This window comes from Mesorhizobium sp. M0306, assembly GCF_040321655.1.
In the GTDB taxonomy this organism is placed as follows: domain Bacteria; phylum Pseudomonadota; class Alphaproteobacteria; order Rhizobiales; family Rhizobiaceae; genus Mesorhizobium.
In genome coordinates this window covers 592,958-610,628 of record NZ_JAMYRY010000001.1, presented here as the reverse complement: position 1 = coordinate 610,628, position 17,671 = coordinate 592,958, and the positions used below count along the sequence as shown (strand labels likewise).

Genomic DNA, 17,671 nt, shown 5'->3' with positions numbered 1-17,671 from the left:
GGACAAGCGCAAAAAGCGCCCGGAAAACGGTTCTGGACGCAAAGTCGTTGGACAGATAAGAGGGGGCTCATTCGATGTCAACGCCGCGCTCGCCCTGTCGACCGCGCCAAATTCCGCCACAATCCTGCTGGTCTGGAAGCCATTCCGCTCTAGCTACCCCGCTTTGGAGATAATCGTAATGTCCTTGTTGTTCCGCCGCGCGTCGCTCGCCAGCCTTGGTCTGGCATTCGGGCTGTCGGCCCTCTCGCTGTCGCCGCTGATGGCGCAGGAAGCCGCCCCTGCCCAGCCGGCAGCACCCGCCCCGGCGGCCAAGCCGGTCGATCCGAACGCCGTGGTCGCCACCATCAATGGCCAGACGCTGACCGAGGCAGACCTTGGGCTTGCCGAGGGCGAGCTGTCGCAGCAGTTCGCGCAGCTTCCGCCCGAGCAGCGCCGCGCCGCGGCGCTTTCGGCGGCGATCGAAATCCGCGTCATGGCGGCTCAGGCGGTGACCACCGGCCTTGACAAGGATCCCGACTTCCAGCGCCGCATGGCCTTCCTGCAGCAGCGCGCGCTGCATGGCGAAATGGTCGAGAAGGGCGTCGTCGACAAGGTCACCGATGCCGAGGTCCGCGCCCGTTACGACCAGGAAATCGCCAACACGCCGCCCACCAACGAGGTGCACGCCCGTCACATCCTCGTGAAGACGAAGGAAGAGGCCGACGCCATCATCAAGCAGCTCGACGGCGGCGCCGACTTCCAGAAACTCGCCAACGAGCACACCAGCGATCCGAGCGGCAAGACCAGCGGCGGCGATCTCGGCTGGTTCGGACCTGGCCAGATGGTGCCGGAATTCGACAAGGCGGTGTTTGCGCTGGCGGTCGGCAAATACACCGAGCAGCCGGTGCAGTCGCAGTTCGGCTGGCACGTCATCAAGGTCGAGGACAAGCGCACCAAGCAGCCGCCGGCGTTCGACCAGGTCAAGGACCAGGCCCGTCAGGCGGTTATCCGCGACAAGTATTTCGCGCTGGTCAAATCGCTGCGCGCCAATGCCAAGGTCGACATCCCCGATGCGAACCTGAAGAAGACGGTCGACGCGCTGGAAAGCGCGAAGTAGGCGAGATTGAGCTACGACAGGGCGCGCTGCCGCCCTGTCGCTTCTATTTGGTAGGGCGAGCGATGATGCGTCGACGCCGCCGCCGGACCGCCGTGGCGTCGCCGGCGTCGCCAGCGACTATGCCTTTCAAGATATAGCCGACTGCCCTGCGTAAGATCGCTTCGTCCTCGTCCAGGCGGTCTGTCAGAAGGTGCGTCCAGGCAAACGAGGCGATCAGGTCGGCGACGACAGCGGCATCGACATCGGCTGCCACCTCTCCCCTTGCCTTGGCGCGTTCGACCATCTGGCCGGTGTGGACGCGACGCCCGCTTGCGTATTCGGCGAGGGCGGCGGCGGCTTTTTCGTCCGACTGCGCCTCGGCAATCAGCGATCTGAACACGCTGCCCGACGATGTGTCGCGCCAGTGCGCGAACAAGCTCTTCAGGAAGCCGACGAGATCCTGCTCAAGGTTCCCGGTATCGGGATTGTCGACGCGCTTTTGCCGCTGGTAGACGTCGAGCAGCAAGGCGGCCTTGCTTGGCCACCAGCGATAGATCGTCGGTTTTCCAGCGCGCGCCCGCCGCGCCACCGCCTCGATCGAGAAGCCGGAATAACCGGCTTCGACCAGTACCGCTTCGGCGGCATCGAGAATGGCATCGGCGCTTTCGGGGCTGCGCCGTGCGCCGGCTGACTTGCGCCCGGGATCGGTGGTTTCGCCCATCTCTTCTTCCTTACCCGCTTCCTTACCCGCGATTTCAGCAGCCACAATACACGACCTCTTGACGAAACGGAACGATCCGTTTTATATGGAACGAAACGTTCCGTAACGACAGAGAGAACAACAATGACTTCGACCGCCGCCACCCGCTTTTCGCGCCTGCGCTTCGCCCTGCTGGTGCTGCTCGGCGTCTATCCGCTGATCACTGCCATTCTGTACGTGGTTTTTCCGCTGACGCAGGAATGGCAAATCTGGCAACGTACGCTGGTCATCGCGCCGCTGATGGTCTCGATCATGATCTGGGGGCTGATTCCGGGCGTGCAGCGGGTGTTTCGCGGGTTCATCAACCCAGCGGTCCGGTGATGTTCATTCCAGCGCTTGCGACGTTTCCGACGCAACGCGCCACGCGCCACCGGCCAGCACGAGTTCCAGCGTCACGCGCGCCTTGCCGGTCAGGCGCTGCGCCGATTTGCCTTTCGGCACATAGTCGTAGCTCATGGCGAAAACCACGTCGGCGCGGTCCTTGCCATGCGGCGTCACCTCAAGGCTGCCGGGCTCAAGACCGAACGACCACGACGCCCATTGCGCGAACCAGTCGGTCTTGACCTTGACGATGGCCTCGCTGTCGTAACGCGTGCCGTAGATGGTGGCCGACGAACCGTAAAGCCGCTTGACCGTTTCGCGCATTCTCCTGGCATCAGGCGCCAGATAGTTTTCGCGCAGGAATTTTTCGATGGCACCCTTGTCGCCGACGGAGCGCTCAAGCGCCGCCACCTGCGACGCGGGAGCCGGGCTGACGGCCGGTTTCGGTTGCTGGGCAGTGTCTCCGCCCGGAACGAATTCGAAACGCTCGAGCAGCGATCCCTGGTCCCACGGACGCTGCGCCTCGCGCGTTGCGGAAACGACGTCGCGGCGCACCGCGATCATCATGTCGTTGATGCTCTGTCCGGGCTCGGCCATATGCCGCAAAAGTGCCGCGGCAAAGGGCGAGTTGCGCCCCGTCCCGTCCATTGCGACGGCGCCGGGTGCCGTCGAGAAGGCGATGAACGAGCCGCGTGTCGACTCGAACTGGGCAAGGCCGGCGAGGGCCGTCGCCGAGCGCGTCGTGGCGCTGCGGCTGAGACTTCGGGCAAACGGGTTGTTGCGGCAGGCATCGAGGAAGACCAGGCTGACCTTGGTCTGCTGCTCCATGATGTCGAGAACCTCGTCGATCGGCACCGCCTCGAGCTGCAGCTTGACCGGCATGTCCAGCCGGGCGTCGACCGGCACGATGAAGTTGCGCCCGTCGACCTGCAGGCCGTGGCCGGCATAGTAGAACAGCCCGGCACCGGCACCTTGCAGCGCATCGGAGAATTCGCCGATCTTGCGTTCGAGTTCGCGCTTGCCGAGATCGTTGCCTTCGATCACCATCGAAACCGATGGCGCGCAGCTTGTCGGCGATGTCGAGCGCATCGTTGACGGGATTGGCCAGCGTGCCGGCTTCGGCGTAGCTGCCGTTGCCTACCACAAGCGCTACGCGCCGCGCCGTCTGCGCATCCGCGCGCAGCAGCAGAAAGCCCAGAAACGCCAGTGCCAAGACCACAAGCCTGCCCATCGGGCAGGATCATAGCGCTATCGGCCGCAGCGACGCCAACAAATTTGCAACAGTCTTGCTTGCGGCCGGGGCAGGTGTCAGGCTTCCGGCACCCACAACGGCTGTGAAAACGCCTTGCGCCGGCGCGCGCTATCGGGCAAACCGGCGTTCCTTTCGCGATTTTTCCCGCCCGGGGTCTTCCATGTCCACACAGGTTTCGCCGCTCGCGCCGAAGAAATATCCCAAGATGCCGGTGATCGAGGGCGTGCGCATCGCCACCGCCGAGGCCGGCATAAAATACAAGAACCGCACCGACTTGCTGGCCATGGTGTTCGACGCCGGCACCACCGTCGCCGGCGTCTTCACCAAATCAAAGTGCCCGTCGGCGCCCGTCGATTTCTGCCGGCAGAACCTCGTGGCCGGCAAGGCACGTGTGCTGGTCGTCAATTCCGGCAATGCCAATGCCTTTACCGGCCAGAAGGGCCGGGCCTCGACGGCACTCACGGGCGAGGTGGCAGCGAAAGCAGCCGGCTGCACAGCAGGCGAGGTGTTCCTGGCCTCGACCGGCGTCATCGGCGAACCGCTCGACACCGGCAAGTTCAGCCATCTGCTGGCCGGGCTGGTCAAGGACGGCAAGCCGGAATTGTGGACCGAAGCCGCCAAGGCGATCATGACCACCGACACCTATCCCAAACTGGCGACCGCGACGGTCAAGCTCGGCGATGCCGACGTCACCATCAACGGTATCGCCAAGGGCGCCGGGATGATCGCGCCCGACATGGCGACGATGCTTTCCTTCATCGCCACCGATGCGCCGATCGCAGCACCCGTGCTGCAGGATCTCTTGTCGCGCGGCACGTCCAAGACCTTCAACGCGGTTACCGTCGACAGCGACACCTCGACCAGCGACACGCTGCTGATGTTCGCCACGGGTGCTGCCGCCAGGCGCGGCGCGCCGGCAATTTCCGACCCCAAGGATGCGCGCCTCGGCGCCTTCCGCCGTGCCCTCGGCAAGGTGCTGAAATCGCTGGCGCTGCAGGTGGTACGCGACGGCGAGGGCGCCCGCAAGCAGGTCGAGGTCACCGTCACCGGGGCCAAATCGGCCCGCTCGGCCAAGCGCATCGCGCTGTCGATCGCCAATTCGCCGCTGGTCAAGACGGCAGTCGCCGGCGAGGACGCCAATTGGGGCCGCGTCGTCATGGCCGTCGGCAAGGCCGGCGAACCGGCCGACCGCGACCTTCTGTCGATCTGGTTCGGCGACAACCGCCTGGCGTATCAGGGCGAGCGCGACGCCGCCTATTCCGAAGCGGCGACTTCGGCGTATATGAAGCGCGACGAGATCCGCATCCGCGCCGATATCGGCATCGGCCGGGGCAAGGCGACGGTGTGGACCTGTGACCTCACCAAGGAATATGTCGCCATCAATGGCGACTATCGGAGCTGATGGCGTTGGCTTCCAGACATCCGGCAAGCGTGTTGGCGATCGTGCGCCGCTACGAGGCGGCCGGCTTTCGTGCCTGGCCGGCGGCCGCCGTCCATTATGATGGTACCTGGGTGGTGCGGCTGACGGCCGGCCACCCGGCCAAGCGGCTGAATTCGGTCAATCCGCTCGATCCGGGCGACATCCAGCACATTGCCGAGCGCATCGGCCGCGCCAGCCGCCGCTTCGACGCCTATGGCAGGCCGGTGACCTTTCGCATCTCGCCGCTGTCAGGGCCTGATCTTTCAAAGTACCTCGACAGCGAGGGCTGGAGCACATTCGCTGAATCGCTGGTCATGCGGCTGCCGTTGGCGGACGCCGCGCTCGAAGATGCCATGGACCAGATTCCGCTGAAGGACATCAGCCGTTTCATCGGCGCGGCGCTCAAGGTGAGCGGTTCGCATGTGTCGCTGCGGCCCGGCCTGTCGGAGATCATCGGCGCCATCCAGCCGGAGGCGGGGCTGTTTGCGCTGGAGGCCGGCAGCGAGCCGCTGGCAACGTTGATCTGCGTGCATGACGGCGACCTTGCAGGCCTGTTCGAGATCGCCACCGACAGATCGGTGCGCAACCAGGGCCATGGCCGCCATCTCATCCGGTCGGCGCTGAAATGGGCGCGGCTGCGCGGGGCTCGGGAAGCCTGGCTGCAGGTCGAGGCGGACAACGCGCCGGCGCTGGCGCTTTACCGTTCGCTCGGATTCGACGAAGTCTATCGCTATCACTATCGCCGGCCACAAGGCGCATGAGCGGCTCAAACACGGCCGGCAAGCGCCTGCTCCTGGTCGCGGCCTGCGCGCTGGTCGATGCCGACGGGCGCGTGCTTTTGGCGCAGCGGCCCGAAGGCAAGCAGCTCGCCGGCCTGTGGGAGTTTCCGGGCGGCAAGGTCGAGCCTGGCGAGACGCCGGAACAATGCCTGATCCGCGAATTGTACGAGGAGGTCGGCATCGAGACCGACATCCCTTGCCTGGCGCCACTCACCTTTGCCAGCCATTCCTACGATGATTTTCACCTGCTGATGCCGCTGTTCGTCTGCCGTCGCTTCCGTGGCATTGCGCAGCCGAAGGAAGGCCAGGTGCTGAAATGGGTGCGGCCGCGCCAGATGCGCGATTTTCCAATGCCGCCGGCCGATGCCCCGCTGATCCAGTTCCTCATCGATCTGCTGTAACGGCCGACCTCCGTAAACCGGGCAGCTCCGCAACGCGATATCGGCAGCGTTAATGAAAGATTTATCTGGCCGTGAAAAATTGACGCAAGGCGGTTACGCCGATTCCACCGCTGGGGAGCGATTTGCATGAGCTTCGACAAGGACTGGGACTCGCCTTGGCCCGACCGCCTTCCTGGCGCCGCCAATGCCGGCATGGGAATACTGCGCATCACCCTTTTGTTCGGCTCGGCCGCGGTGGCGCTGGCGTTGATCGCGACGCCCTACCTCGACAGCCGGACCCGGTCGCAGTTTGCCCGCGACGGCCTTGATACGATGAGCACCGGCTCGATCGGCCAGCGCGATAGCTATACGGTACGCAAGAGCGTGCTGCAGCCGCTGCCCAGTTCGGTCTGCGTTATACGGGCCGATGGCAGAAGCAGCGGCGACTGCTGACGTCCTCAACAGATCTCTACAATGCAGCTGTTTCACTGCCCGTTAAGCCTGTCGCGTTAACCTTTCTTAACGGGTCGGCGCTAGGTTCGGGCAAGAGGGATGGGCGCCCATGAAAGTCTTGCTGCAACGATTTTTAGAAGACGAGAGGGGTGCGACGGCTATCGAATATGGTTTGATCGTTGCCGTGCTGTCGCTTGCCATTGTCGCTGGCGTCGGCCGGGCTGCCGGTGCGATTCAGTGGCTATTCAGCGACAACAGCAGCAAGCTTGCCAACGCTTTTGCGCAGTGACCCGCTTAGTTTTTGCGTGGGATACGCTTAGCTTTTTGCGCAAGGATCCGGTCAGGGGCCGCCGGGATTTTCCAGGATCGTCTTCAGCGATATTTTTGCGGAGCCCGGCTTCAGCGGTTTTTGCTGAGAGGCATCGGGCGCCCAGCCTGACATCCAGACCACCGAGAAACTCGCCCTGACGCGGCCATCGGCATCCGAAAACCGCTCCGCATAGATTTCGGCGGCGCGCGCGAACAGCGCTCGCGTGCCCGGCCGCCTAGTGCGGTCGACAAGCGCGCTGGTCTCGCCCATGGCGCGCAGATCGGCGATCAGACCAAACAGGGAATCGTAGCGCACCGTGATCGTCTCGACGTCGGCAACCGGCAACGCCAGGCCGGCGCGCTGCAGCAGCGCGCCGGCGTCGCGGACGTCGGTGAACGGGATCACACGCGGGCTGGCGCCGCCATAGAGCTCGGTCTCGGCGGCAAGCAGGCTTTCGCGCAGCTCGGAAAGCGTGCCTGTGCCGGCGAAGGCGCCGAGGAAAAGCCCGTCCGGCTTCAGAGCCCGGCGGATCTGCACCAGCATGCCGGGAATGTCGTTCATCGCCTGCAGCGACAGCAGCGAGACTGCGAGGTCGAGGCTCTCCGGTTCGAATGGCACGGTTTCCAACGGCGCCACCACTCCTGGCTGGCCGCCCAGGAAAGCGGCGTCGGCCTCGACGCGCACGTTTTCCGTCACCTTGCCGCTTTCGGCGAGCACCTCTGCTGCTGCCGGCGTCTGGCAAAACAAGGAGGCCGCCTTGCCGAACCTGCGTTCGACGGCGCCGAGCCGGTCGGCAAGATCCTCGGCTGCTCGCCGCATGAGGAAATCCGCGCCGGCGATGGGACGGGCCAGTGCCCGGCGCTTGCGCGCCAGCCAGAGCGAGGTGTCGATTACAGGCTGCAATGGGCAGGTCCTTGTGCTTCGCTCTCTGATATAGTGATGCGGAGGACCAACCACGTGGCCGATCCGATGCCAGAGATCAAGCGTATTGCGATCAAGAGCATTGCCCGAAAGGCACTGGGCTGGCCGGCGCGCCTCTTGTTCCCGCCGGTCTGCGCCGGCTGCCGCCGCCATGTCTCGCAGCCCGGGGTGTTGTGCGGCGCCTGCTGGCCGAAACTCAGGCTGCTGGAACGGCCATGGTGCCCGGTGATGGGCACGCCGTTCACCCACAGTATGGGTGAGGGTTTCCTGTCGGCGGAGGCGATAGCCGACCCGCCGCCGTTCGAGCGCGCGCGGGCGGCGGTCGCCTATTCCGGCGTTGCCCGCCAGATGGTGCAAGGGCTGAAATACCAGGACCGCACCGATCTGGCGCCGTGGATGGCGCGCTGGATGCTTCGCGCCGGTGCCGAGCTCATCGCCGAGGCCGACGTGGTCGTGCCGGTACCGCTGCACTGGCGGCGTTTCTTCAGGCGGCAGTTCAACCAGTCGGCGGAACTGGCGCGGGCGGTGGCGCAGCTCGGGGAGCGGTCTTTCGCGCCATCAGCCATCAAGCGCGTCAAACTCACGCGCCAGCAGGTCGGGCTGGAGCGGCGGGAACGCGAGGAAAATGTTCGCGCCGCATTCAAAGTGCCTGACGAGGCGGAGATCGAAATCGCCGGCCGTCGGGTGCTGTTGATCGACGATGTCTACACCACCGGCGCGACCGTCCGCGCGGTCGCCAGAGCATTGAAGAAGGGCGGTGCCGGCTCAGTCGACGTATTGACCTTCGCGCGTGTGCTGCCGGGGGACTTTCGGGCCGACGAATCGGCGCCTATATAGCCTAGATGACAGCGGAACGAGGCAGGATTGCTGACCGATGGTCGATGTGACGATCTACACGCGGATGATGTGCGGCTATTGCACCGCGGCCAAGCGGCTGCTCGACGGGAAGGGTGTCGCCTATACCGAGCACGACGCCTCCTTCTCGCCGGAACTGCGCCAGGAAATGATCTCCCGGGCCCATGGCCGTTCCACCTTTCCGCAGATATTCATCGGCGACACGCATGTCGGCGGCTCCGACGATCTCCACGAATTGGAGGCGGAAGGACGGCTGGACAGATTGCTCGCCAACGGCTCGACCAGATAAGGACATGACCATGGGTGCCATCAAGTCGGGGGGTGCTTTCAAGGCGGCGGCGATCCAGATGCGTTCGGGAACCAGCCCGGAGCGCAATGCGGTCGATTTGGAACGGCTGGTGCGCGAGGCAGCAGCCCTTGGCGCGACCTATGTCCAGACCCCGGAAATGACCGGCGCGCTGATCCGCGACAGCCAAGCGCGGGCCGCTTCCTTCACCTCCGAAGACAAGGACATCGTCGTCTCGACGTCGCGGAGGCTGGCCAAGGAGCTCGGTATCTTCCTGCATATCGGCTCGACCGCCATTCTGCGTGCCGACGGCAAGCTTGCCAACCGCGCCCTTCTGTTCGGGCCGGACGGCGCCACGATTGCCACCTACGATAAGATTCACATGTTCGACGTCGATCTCGACAATGGCGAGAGCTGGCGCGAATCCGCCGCCTATGAGCCAGGCACCGAGGCCGTCGTCGCCGAAATCGATGGCGCGAAGCTCGGCTTTGCCGTCTGCTACGATCTGCGCTTTCCGCAGCTGTTCCGTGCCGAGGCGCTGGCCGGCGCCGATCTGCTTTCGGTGCCCGCCGCCTTCACCCGCCAGACCGGCGAAGCGCATTGGCATGTGCTGCTCAGGGCGCGCGCCATCGAGAACGGCGCCTATGTGGTTGCCGCCGCGCAAGGCGGAGTGCACGAGGACGGCCGCGAAACCTATGGCCATTCGCTGATCGTCGATCCCTGGGGCCGCATCGTCGCCGAGGCTGCCCATGACGAGCCGGCTGTGATCGTCACCGAGATCGACGCGGCGCAGTCAGTCGCCGCACGCAAGAAGATACCGAATCTCAAAAACGCACGCGATTTTGCCGTAAACGCCGGTTCGGCGGAGGCAATGCCGCTCAGGGGTGCCGCCTCTTGATCCGCTTTTCCCTGATCTGCGAGCACGAGCACGAATTCGAGGCCTGGTTCCGCAGCAACGACGATTTCGACACACAGAAGAAGCGCGGTTTCGTCGATTGCCCGGCCTGCGGCTCGCACAAGGTCGAGAAGGCGCTGATGGCGCCTGCCGTCTCGACCGGGCGCAACCAGGAAAAGATCGCGCTGGCCATGGGCGAGGCGCAAAAGCAGGCGCTGGCCCAGCTCAAGGCCATGGCGGAGAAGGTGCGCGAGAACGCCGACTATGTCGGCGACAAATTTGCCGAGGAAGCGCGCAAGATCCATTTTGGCGAGAGCGATCCGCGCGGCATCTATGGCAAGGCGACGCTGGAGGAGGCCAAGAGCCTCGCCGACGACGGCGTCGAGTTCTTGCCTATTCCAAGCTTCCCCGACGACCGCAACTGATCCGTCAACCTGCTCCAGCCATAGCGAGGCATCTCTTCGCCAGGCAGCGCGGTGATCGTGAAGGTCGGCGCCGTCGCCTGCGAGAGCCGACCGGCTGCGTCGAGGGCGGCGATGCTGCCGCCCCCTTTCACAAGCGTTCGCAGTTTCAGGCCGAGCAGCAAGGATGGGGCTCGCGGGTAATCGTTTCGCTCTTTCCTTCATGCCCACTGCTTGACGGGCTTGCTTCACTTGACGGGCTTGCTTCCGCATAGGCTGCAAACTGGCGTTCAAGCGCCTTGACCGCACTGCTGCGCCAGCCCTCTGCCAGGGATTCCGACATGGGATCGGGGAAGATTTCCTCCTCGCCGTTCTCCACGCCGTCCAGGATCGCCCGCGCAACAGACTCCGGAGAGGCCTTCGCGATGTCCAGCCCCCGGGTCATGTCCGTGTCCACCGGGCCGGGAAGGACCCTGTGGACGCTGACACCCCGTCCGGCCAGGAGGGTGCGCAACGACTGTGACAGGGAGAATGAGGCCGCCTTCGAGACCGAGTAAGCCGGACTGAACGGCACGGCGGCAATCGAAGCCAGCGACAGAATGTTGACGATGGCTCCCCGCGACCGGGCCAGCAACGGCAGCAGAGCCTGGGTAACGTCATACGAGCCGAAGAGGTTTACGGCGAGCTGTTGTTCGAGCACACGACGGTCGCTGAGGTCATCGAAGGGCGATACGCCGGCGTTGTTGATGAGGATATCGAGAGCATCGATCTTCTCGACGGCCTCCCGGATCTGCGCAGCGTTGGTCACATCCATGGTCAGGGACGTCACACGCCGGTCCGGGTGGGCCATGGCTTGGCGGGTTGCGGCATAGACGCGCTTTACGCCTCTGCTCAGGGCTTCCTCGACCAGTGCCCGACCGATGCCCCGATTGGCTCCAGTCACCAGGATGGTTGAACCTTCGATCTTCATTGCGTCTCTCCTAGTGCTTATCGTTGCGTTCGAACTCAGTGCATAATCGCGCCGCAACTCAGGTTGGCTACAGTCGCCGTTGTCGATACGACTGGTTGGTGAGATGGACTTAGCGCCGGATGTCGAAGCCATGGGAGTGACAAGTGTGACGGGATTCCGATGGACTCGCTGATCACAGCCGCGGCCCATGCGCTTGCGGCGGGCGATCCGCTCGGTGCCTTGAAGCGGGTTGCGCTGCGCGACGATGCGCCGGCACTGGCGTTGCGCGGTATCGCGATGGCGCAGCTTGGCGACCTGAATAGGGCGAAGGTTCTCCTCAAGAGGGCGGCGCACGCATTCAGCCCTAGGGAGGCCGTGGCCCGCGCGAGGTGTATAGTCGCCGAGGCCGAGATCGCGCTCGTCTCGCGCGACCTCGCCTGGCCGGCCAAGGCACTCGACGCCGCGCGGGCGACGCTTGAAAAGCATGGCGACCGAGTCAACGCCGCGCATGCGCGCAACCTCGAGGTTCGGCGCTTGCTGCTGATCGGCCATCTCGACGAAGCCGAGCGCAGGCTGGACGGCTTCGATCCCTCGCCGCTGCCGCCGGCATCGCGTGCCGCCCACGAGCTGGCTGTCGCCGGCATCGCCATCCGCCGCTTGCGGACCGGCCCTGCGCGCGCTGCACTTGGCCTGGCGGCGCGGGCGGCGCGAGCGTCCGGCATCCCCGCGCTGATGGCGGAGGTGGAGAGCGCATCGCTGGTGCTGGACACGCCGGCCGCACGCCTTGTCGTGCGTGGCGAGGAACGGCCCCTCCTGCTCGACGAAGTCGAAGCCCTCCTGGCGTCGGGGGCGCTCGTGGTGGATGCGTGTCGCAATGTCGTTCGAGTCGCAGACACCGTCGTCTCGCTGGCGACCCGCCCGGTGCTGTTCGCGCTGGCCCGTGCGCTGGCCGAAGCCTGGCCGGGGGACGTGGCAAGATCGACGCTTATTGCGCGCGCTTTCCGCGGAAAGGACGCGGACGAATCACATCGCGCACGGTTACGGGTCGAAGCCGGGCGGCTTCGCGCGGAGCTTCGGACGTTGGCCGATGTGAGCGCGACGAAGCGGGGCTTTGCGCTGGCGCCGCGCCGCGCAGGTGAGGTCGTCGTGTTAGCGCCGCCCGTCGAAGAAGAGCATGCCGCCGTACTCGCCTTCCTCGCCGACGGCGAGTCTTGGTCGAGTTCGGCCCTGGCGATTGCGCTTGGAGCCAGTTCGCGTACCGTGCAGCGGGCGCTCGAGCAGCTCGCCCAGGCCCGCAAGGTGCAGTCGTTCGGCCGCGGGCGGGCGCGTCGCTGGATGACCCCGCCGCTGCCGGGTTTCCCGACAATCTTGTTACTCCCCGGCCCACTGCCGGGCTACTAGGATGGAATTATGAAACGATCCTCTGCCGAAATCCTCCGTGAATATGGACCCTTTCCGGGTGTCGACCACGTGGACGGCGTTACCTTCGACGGTGAGCATGTCTGGTTTGCGTCAGGCGACAGATTGAACGCCTTCGACCCAGCGAGCGGCAAAGTGGTGCGCTCGATCGATGTTGCGGCACACGCCGGAACGGCCTTCGACGGCCAGCACCTCTATCAGATCGCCGAGGATCGCATCCAGAAGATCGATCCGAAGAATGGCCAGGTGCTGGCGACGATCCCGGCGCCTGGCAACGGCGGTGATTCCGGGCTCGCCTGGGCCGAAGGAACGCTCTGGGTCGGGCAGCATCGGGGCCGAAAGATTCATCAGGTCGATCCCGAGACAGGGGCAATCCTTCGCACCATCGTTTCCAACCGCGTCGTCACCGGGGTCAGCTGGGTCGACGGCGAGCTGTGGCATGGCACCTGGGAGGGTGAGGAGAGCGATGTCCGGCGGATCGATCCTGAAACGGGAAAGGTCCTGGAGAAGCTCGATATGCCGCCGGGAACAGGCGTGTCGGGGCTCGAATCCGATGGCGATGACCAGTTTTTCTGTGGCGGCGGAAACAGCGGCAAGATCAGGGCTGTTCGCCGGCCCAAACGAGGCTCTGCGGCCAAGATTTGAGCTTTTCCATCCCCTCGGCCCGCCGCTTGGCCGGTTCGGTTAGCTCAGGCTCGCGATCAGTTTTTCGAGCAGGCGTGCCAGCATGGTCTGCTCCGGGCGTGCTAACCCAGAAAGTATCTGGTGCTCGTTGGCGACGTGGGCGGCCACCGCCTCGTCGATCAGAGCGAGGCCCTTCCCGGTCAGCTGCACGACAATGCCGCGGCGATCGTCGGGATGCGGCCCGCGCTTGATCAGGCCGGATTTCTCGAGCCGATCGAGGCGGTTGGTCATCGCGCCCGACGTCACCATCGTCGCCTCGTACAGAGCCGTCGGCGTCAGCGCGTATGGCGGCCCGGAACGACGCAGCGTCGCCAGCACATCGAATTCTCCGGATTGCAGCCCGTAACTTGCAAACAGCGGCGCCAGCCGCTCTCGTGAGATCAGCGAGGCGGCCTCGTTCAACCGTCCGAGCACGGCCATCGGCGAGACATCGAGATCCGGCCGTTCCTTTTTCCATTGCTCGATCGCTTTTGCTGCGCGATCCATGTCTCTCACCGTTATGTATCTTGACGTGAAGAATCTTTACCTTATCTTACCTCAGCTTGCGATATTTGGCCAAGTGCCGCGAACAGGCGATGGGACGGCGATGAAATTTCTCTGGGACTCGGCGCTTGGCCTTCTGGTTGTCACCGGCGGACTGCTCGGCCTGACGCTGCCGTTCGGCAAGATCGCGACGGCGGCCGGCGTGCCCGCCATGGTCTGGGCCTTCGTCATCTCGCTTGGTGCCGGCGGCGTGCTTTTGTGCGCATTGCTGCTCAACGGGAAGCGCATGCGGCTTACGCCGCACAGGCTGCGCTATTTTTTCGTCACCGCGGCCGTCTCCTACGCTATCCCCAATCTGCTGATGTTTTCAGCCATTCCGCATCTGGGCGCCGGCTACAGCGGCATCATGTTCACGCTGTCGCCGGTCGTCACGCTGGTGTTCTCGATGCTGCTCCGCGTCAGGCGCCCGACCATGCTGGGCATCGTCGGCATAGTCGTCGGTTTCGTCGGCGCAGTCATGGTGGCGGTGACGCGCGGCGAAGCGGGCCAGCCGGCCGAATTTTTCTGGGTGGCGATGGGCCTGCTCATCCCGGTCAGCCTCGCCGCCGGTAACATCTACCGCACCGTCGACTGGCCCGAAGGCACCGGCCCGATCGAGCTTGCCGTCGGCAGCCATCTGGCAGCAGCCTTGATGCTGCTTGCCGGCATTCTGGTCCTGCTGGGCGGCGATGCATTCGGCTCGCTCGGCGGCGTGCCGCTGGTCGCTGCGGCACAGGTGGCATCAGCCTCGGCGATGTTCGCCTTCTTCTTCCGGCTGCAAGCCGTCGGCGGCCCGGTCTATCTCAGCCAGATCGGCTATGTCGCGGCGGCGGTCGGGCTGTTTGCCGGGACGCTCTTCCTCGGCGAGCGCTATCAACTACTGACCTGGGCCGGTGCCATCATCATCACCGCCGGCGTGTTCATCACCACCAAGGCGCAAAGCCAGAAGACATAGGGGCCAGAAGGCGTAAGTTTCAGACGGATGCCTTCTCCGCCAGCACCATGTAGTTGACGTCCATGTCCTTCGAGCGCTGCCAGCGGTCGGCGAGCGGGCTGTAGGTGACCCCGGTGCGGTCGATGACGGTCAGGCCGGCGCCGGCAAGCGCCTTTTCCAGTTCCTCGGGGCGCACCAGCTTGCCGAACTGGTGGGTACCGCGGGGCAGCCAGCGCAGCACATATTCGGCGCCGATGATGGCCAGGCCCAAGGCCTTCAGCGTGCGGTTGATGGTGGCGACGAACATGATGCCGCCGGGCTTGACCATCTCGCCGCATTTGGCCAGGAACAGATCGACATCGGCGACATGCTCGACCACTTCCATGTTGAGGATGACGTCGAATTTTTCGCCGGCGTCGGCCAGGTCCTCCGCGGTGGTGGCGCGGTAATCAACGCTCACGCCGACTTCCGCCGCATGCAGCTTGGCCACTTCGATGTTGGTGGCGGAGGCATCGGCGCCTACCACGTCGGCGCCAAGCCGCGCCATCGGCTCGCACAAAAGCCCGCCGCCGCAGCCTATGTCGAGGAAGCGCAGGCCTTCGAACGGCCGTGCCGCACGCGGATCGCGGCCGAAGCGGGCCGCCACCTGGTCGCGGATATAGGCAAGCCGGATCGGGTTGAACTTGTGCAACGGGCGGAACTTGCCGTTCGGGTTCCACCATTCGGCGGCAAGGGCGGAAAAGCGTTCCACCTCTCCGGCATCGATCGTCGATCGTCGGGGCTCTGGCATGGTGTGGTCTCCTCGGACGCTAGGAAGTCGGGCGCGAGGCTGCGAATGTCAAGGCGCGAAATTCACCGCCGGCGGCGCGATGCGCGCGATGCCTGTCGGCGCCGCCTTTTGCCGACTGCATTTGTGTCAGCACGTGTCAGTTGATGGTGTGCCGGAAGGAAACACCTAGGCTCTGGCGGACGAAGCAGAGACATCGTGTTCGAAGGAGTGCAAAACGATGCGGACGGAAGCTTCCATTCTTTGGCACCGGCTTGACCAGGAAGGCCACGACGCTTGCCTGCTGTCGGAAGCGGGTTCCGGGTGGAACCTCAGGGGACACGCGCTTTTCGTCCATGACGGCAAGCCGTGCAGCATCGCCTACGAGGTGGACTGCGATACCGGCTGGCATACGCGCTCGGCGCGCGCCGACGGTTTTCTCGGCACGCAAGAGCTGCATTATGGCATCGACCGGCTTACCGATCGCCAATGGACGCTGAACGGCGAGCATCAAGCGGAAGTCGACGGTCTCATCGATGTCGATCTCGGCTTCACGCCCGCCACGAACCTGCTGGCGCTTCGCCGTTTTGTCCTCAATGTCGGCACGGCGACGCCCGCACCGGCAGCCTATCTGACATTTCCCGAACTCAGGCTCGTTCGCCTCGAACAGACCTATCAGCGCGTCGATGCGGCACATTACGCCTATGCCGCCCCGATGTTCGGCTACAGCGAGATGCTGGAGGTCTCGCCGCTCGGTTTCATCCTCGACTATCCGCGCCTGTGGAGAGCCACGGCACAGCTGGGCTGAAGCGCGCACCATTTTGGCAAGAAGCAGTGCAGGCGTGATGCTGCGCTGGTGTGTCGCCCGGCCGGCAGCGGCGGCACGCCTTGCGAAACGACTGTCATTTGGCTAAGGAGGCCGCGCATTGAGCGCCCGGCCACAGCTTGGCGCATTTCTTTTCGGCCTTCGGTCCGGCATCCAGTCAAAGGCATTTCGCTTCCATGGCGCGCATTGTGATGAAATTCGGCGGGACCTCCGTCGCCGACATCGCCCGCATCCGCAATGTGGCGCGTCACGTCAAACGCGAGGTCGACGCCGGCCATGAGGTCGCCGTCGTGGTCTCGGCGATGGCTGGCAAGACCAACGAGCTCGTGCAATGGACGCGCGAGGCCTCGCCGATGCACGATGCGCGCGAATATGACGCCGTCGTCGCGTCCGGCGAGCAGGTCACCGCCGGCTTGCTGGCGATCGCGCTGCAGAATATCGGCGTGCATGCCCGCTCCTGGCAAGGTTGGCAGATCCCGATCAAGACCGACAACGCGCATGGCGCGGCGCGCATTCTCGATATCGACGGTGCGTTCCTGATCAAGCGCTTCGGCGAAGGCCAGGTGGCGGTGGTCGCCGGTTTCCAGGGCATCGGGCCGGACAATCGGATCGCAACGCTCGGCCGCGGCGGTTCCGATACCAGCGCAGTCGCCATCGCGGCGGCGGTCAAGGCCGACCGCTGCGACATCTACACCGACGTCGACGGGGTCTACACGACGGATCCGCGCATCGAGCCGAAGGCGCGGCGGCTGGCCAAGATTTCCTTCGAGGAAATGCTAGAAATGGCCTCGCTCGGGGCCAAGGTCCTGCAGGTGCGCTCGGTCGAGCTTGCCATGGTGCACAGGGTGCGTACCTTTGTGCGGTCGTCCTTCGACGATCCCGATGCACCCGGAATGGGGGATTTGCTCAATCCGCCGGGAACGCTTATTTGCGACGAGGAAGAGATCGTGGAACAGCAGGTCGTCACCGGAATTGCCTATGCCAAGGACGAAGCGCAGATTTCGCTGCGCCGCGTCGGCGACCGGCCGGGCGTCGCCGCCGGCATTTTCGGGCCGCTGGCCGAGGCCAACATCAATGTCGACATGATCGTCCAGAACATTTCCGAGGACGGCAAGTTCACTGACATGACCTTCACCGTGCCATCCGGCGACGTCGACAAGGCGCTTGCCGTGCTCGAGCGGCTGAAGGCGACGATCGGCTACGATGTGGTGCAGTCGGAAGCCGGCATGTCGAAGGTCTCGGTCATCGGCATCGGCATGCGCAGCCATGCCGGCGTCGCCGCCACCGCCTTCAAGGCGCTGGCCGACCGCGCGATCAACATCCGCGCCATCACAACGTCCGAAATCAAGATTTCGATCCTGATCGACGGTCCCTATACGGAACTTGCAGTTCGCACTTTGCATTCCGTGTACGGTCTGGATAAGCAGTAGCAGACTGCATCGGCCCGAAATCGGGAGTCGATT

At 64.7% G+C, this 17,671-nt stretch carries 22 protein-coding genes and 1 pseudogene; 16 read left to right on the top strand and 7 right to left on the bottom strand.

Features of this window, described 5'->3' with window-relative positions; all coding sequences use genetic code 11:
- Positions 1-178 precede the first annotated feature (178 nt).
- Positions 179-1,096 (top strand): peptidylprolyl isomerase, encoded by a 918-nt coding sequence (locus tag NKI95_RS03075; RefSeq protein WP_352714129.1) that lies wholly within the window; start codon positions 179-181, stop codon positions 1,094-1,096.
- A gap of 43 nt (positions 1,097-1,139) precedes the next feature.
- On the opposite strand, the gene NKI95_RS03070 is transcribed toward NKI95_RS03075, so the two are convergent.
- Entirely contained in the window at positions 1,140-1,796 is a 657-nt protein-coding gene (locus NKI95_RS03070) for a TetR/AcrR family transcriptional regulator (RefSeq protein WP_352714574.1), read from the bottom strand.
- 123 nt (positions 1,797-1,919) lie between these two features.
- On the opposite strand from NKI95_RS03070, the gene NKI95_RS03065 reads away from it, so the two are divergent.
- Positions 1,920-2,156 carry a putative antibiotic biosynthesis monooxygenase gene (locus NKI95_RS03065; RefSeq protein WP_352593928.1) on the top strand — a complete coding sequence of 79 codons (237 nt, stop codon included), beginning with the start codon at positions 1,920-1,922 and terminating at the stop codon, positions 2,154-2,156.
- A gap of 3 nt (positions 2,157-2,159) precedes the next feature.
- On the opposite strand, the gene NKI95_RS03060 is transcribed toward NKI95_RS03065, so the two are convergent.
- Together NKI95_RS03060 and NKI95_RS03055 are read right to left on the bottom strand one after the other, a co-directional pair.
- A complete protein-coding gene (locus NKI95_RS03060) occupies positions 2,160-3,200 on the bottom strand; it encodes a caspase family protein (RefSeq protein ID WP_352714127.1) in 1,041 nt (346 codons plus the stop codon).
- A gap of 55 nt (positions 3,201-3,255) precedes the next feature.
- Positions 3,256-3,387 (bottom strand): annotated as a pseudogene (locus NKI95_RS03055) (caspase family protein); the annotation flags it as partial.
- A 181-nt stretch (positions 3,388-3,568) separates the two neighbouring features.
- On the opposite strand from NKI95_RS03055, the gene argJ reads away from it, so the two are divergent.
- From argJ to NKI95_RS03030, 5 genes are all read left to right on the top strand, one after another.
- The gene (argJ, locus tag NKI95_RS03050; protein ID WP_352714125.1) at positions 3,569-4,810 is read left to right on the top strand and encodes a bifunctional glutamate N-acetyltransferase/amino-acid acetyltransferase ArgJ; all 1,242 of its coding nucleotides are present in this window, start codon (positions 3,569-3,571) and stop codon (positions 4,808-4,810) included.
- Positions 4,810-5,589 (top strand): GNAT family N-acetyltransferase, encoded by a 780-nt coding sequence (locus NKI95_RS03045; protein WP_352714123.1) that lies wholly within the window; start codon positions 4,810-4,812, stop codon positions 5,587-5,589. Before argJ ends, NKI95_RS03045 begins: the two co-directional genes overlap by 1 nt.
- Positions 5,586-6,008: a (deoxy)nucleoside triphosphate pyrophosphohydrolase gene (locus NKI95_RS03040; protein ID WP_352714121.1), complete on the top strand. Its 423-nt coding sequence runs from the start codon at positions 5,586-5,588 to the stop codon at positions 6,006-6,008. The genes NKI95_RS03045 and NKI95_RS03040 overlap by 4 nt, the downstream gene beginning before the upstream one ends.
- Positions 6,009-6,134: 126 nt before the next feature.
- On the top strand, positions 6,135-6,440 hold the full coding sequence (locus NKI95_RS03035; protein WP_352714119.1) for a hypothetical protein: 306 nt from the start codon (positions 6,135-6,137) through the stop codon (positions 6,438-6,440).
- Positions 6,441-6,549: 109 nt separating this feature from the next.
- Positions 6,550-6,729: a Flp family type IVb pilin gene (locus NKI95_RS03030; RefSeq protein WP_352467599.1), complete on the top strand. Its 180-nt coding sequence runs from the start codon at positions 6,550-6,552 to the stop codon at positions 6,727-6,729.
- A 51-nt stretch (positions 6,730-6,780) separates the two neighbouring features.
- Here the strand turns inward: NKI95_RS03030 and NKI95_RS03025 are convergent, their stop codons facing one another.
- Positions 6,781-7,653, bottom strand: a complete 873-nt coding sequence (locus NKI95_RS03025) for a methyltransferase domain-containing protein (RefSeq protein ID WP_352714117.1) — start codon at positions 7,651-7,653, stop codon at positions 6,781-6,783.
- 54 nt (positions 7,654-7,707) lie between these two features.
- On the opposite strand from NKI95_RS03025, the gene NKI95_RS03020 reads away from it, so the two are divergent.
- The 4 genes from NKI95_RS03020 to NKI95_RS03005 are packed head-to-tail and all read left to right on the top strand — an operon-like array spanning position 7,708 to position 10,132.
- Positions 7,708-8,508: a ComF family protein gene (locus NKI95_RS03020; protein ID WP_352714115.1), complete on the top strand. Its 801-nt coding sequence runs from the start codon at positions 7,708-7,710 to the stop codon at positions 8,506-8,508.
- Positions 8,509-8,545: 37 nt separating this feature from the next.
- Complete coding sequence (gene grxC, locus NKI95_RS03015) at positions 8,546-8,815, top strand: glutaredoxin 3 (RefSeq protein ID WP_352714113.1); 270 nt, start codon at positions 8,546-8,548, stop codon at positions 8,813-8,815.
- Between the two features lie 10 nt (positions 8,816-8,825).
- Entirely contained in the window at positions 8,826-9,710 is an 885-nt protein-coding gene (locus NKI95_RS03010; protein WP_352714111.1) for a carbon-nitrogen hydrolase family protein, read from the top strand.
- Positions 9,707-10,132 (top strand): DUF1178 family protein, encoded by a 426-nt coding sequence (locus tag NKI95_RS03005; RefSeq protein ID WP_352714109.1) that lies wholly within the window; start codon positions 9,707-9,709, stop codon positions 10,130-10,132. The genes NKI95_RS03010 and NKI95_RS03005 overlap by 4 nt, the downstream gene beginning before the upstream one ends.
- 145 nt (positions 10,133-10,277) lie before the next feature.
- On the opposite strand, the gene NKI95_RS03000 is transcribed toward NKI95_RS03005, so the two are convergent.
- Positions 10,278-11,078, bottom strand: coding sequence for an SDR family NAD(P)-dependent oxidoreductase (locus tag NKI95_RS03000; protein ID WP_352714108.1), 801 nt, complete (start codon positions 11,076-11,078; stop codon positions 10,278-10,280).
- Positions 11,079-11,237: 159 nt separating this feature from the next.
- On the opposite strand from NKI95_RS03000, the gene NKI95_RS02995 reads away from it, so the two are divergent.
- Positions 11,238-12,458, top strand: coding sequence for a helix-turn-helix domain-containing protein (locus tag NKI95_RS02995; protein WP_352714107.1), 1,221 nt, complete (start codon positions 11,238-11,240; stop codon positions 12,456-12,458).
- A gap of 9 nt (positions 12,459-12,467) precedes the next feature.
- Positions 12,468-13,121, top strand: coding sequence for a Vgb family protein (locus NKI95_RS02990; protein ID WP_352714106.1), 654 nt, complete (start codon positions 12,468-12,470; stop codon positions 13,119-13,121).
- A gap of 39 nt (positions 13,122-13,160) precedes the next feature.
- Here the strand turns inward: NKI95_RS02990 and NKI95_RS02985 are convergent, their stop codons facing one another.
- Positions 13,161-13,646, bottom strand: a complete 486-nt coding sequence (locus NKI95_RS02985; RefSeq protein ID WP_352714104.1) for a MarR family winged helix-turn-helix transcriptional regulator — start codon at positions 13,644-13,646, stop codon at positions 13,161-13,163.
- A gap of 100 nt (positions 13,647-13,746) precedes the next feature.
- Here NKI95_RS02985 and NKI95_RS02980 point away from each other — a divergent pair, with 100 nt between their 5' ends.
- Positions 13,747-14,637, top strand: coding sequence for a DMT family transporter (locus tag NKI95_RS02980; protein WP_352714103.1), 891 nt, complete (start codon positions 13,747-13,749; stop codon positions 14,635-14,637).
- A gap of 19 nt (positions 14,638-14,656) precedes the next feature.
- Here the strand turns inward: NKI95_RS02980 and ubiG are convergent, their stop codons facing one another.
- Positions 14,657-15,406 carry a bifunctional 2-polyprenyl-6-hydroxyphenol methylase/3-demethylubiquinol 3-O-methyltransferase UbiG gene (gene ubiG / locus NKI95_RS02975; protein WP_352714101.1) on the bottom strand — a complete coding sequence of 250 codons (750 nt, stop codon included), beginning with the start codon at positions 15,404-15,406 and terminating at the stop codon, positions 14,657-14,659.
- A 217-nt stretch (positions 15,407-15,623) separates the two neighbouring features.
- Between ubiG and NKI95_RS02970 the strand changes: the two genes are divergently transcribed.
- Both NKI95_RS02970 and NKI95_RS02965 read left to right on the top strand, forming a co-directional pair.
- On the top strand, positions 15,624-16,190 hold the full coding sequence (locus NKI95_RS02970) for a putative glycolipid-binding domain-containing protein (protein ID WP_352714099.1): 567 nt from the start codon (positions 15,624-15,626) through the stop codon (positions 16,188-16,190).
- Positions 16,191-16,384: 194 nt separating this feature from the next.
- Positions 16,385-17,638 (top strand): aspartate kinase, encoded by a 1,254-nt coding sequence (locus NKI95_RS02965; RefSeq protein ID WP_254816709.1) that lies wholly within the window; start codon positions 16,385-16,387, stop codon positions 17,636-17,638.
- Positions 17,639-17,671: the final 33 nt, after the last annotated feature.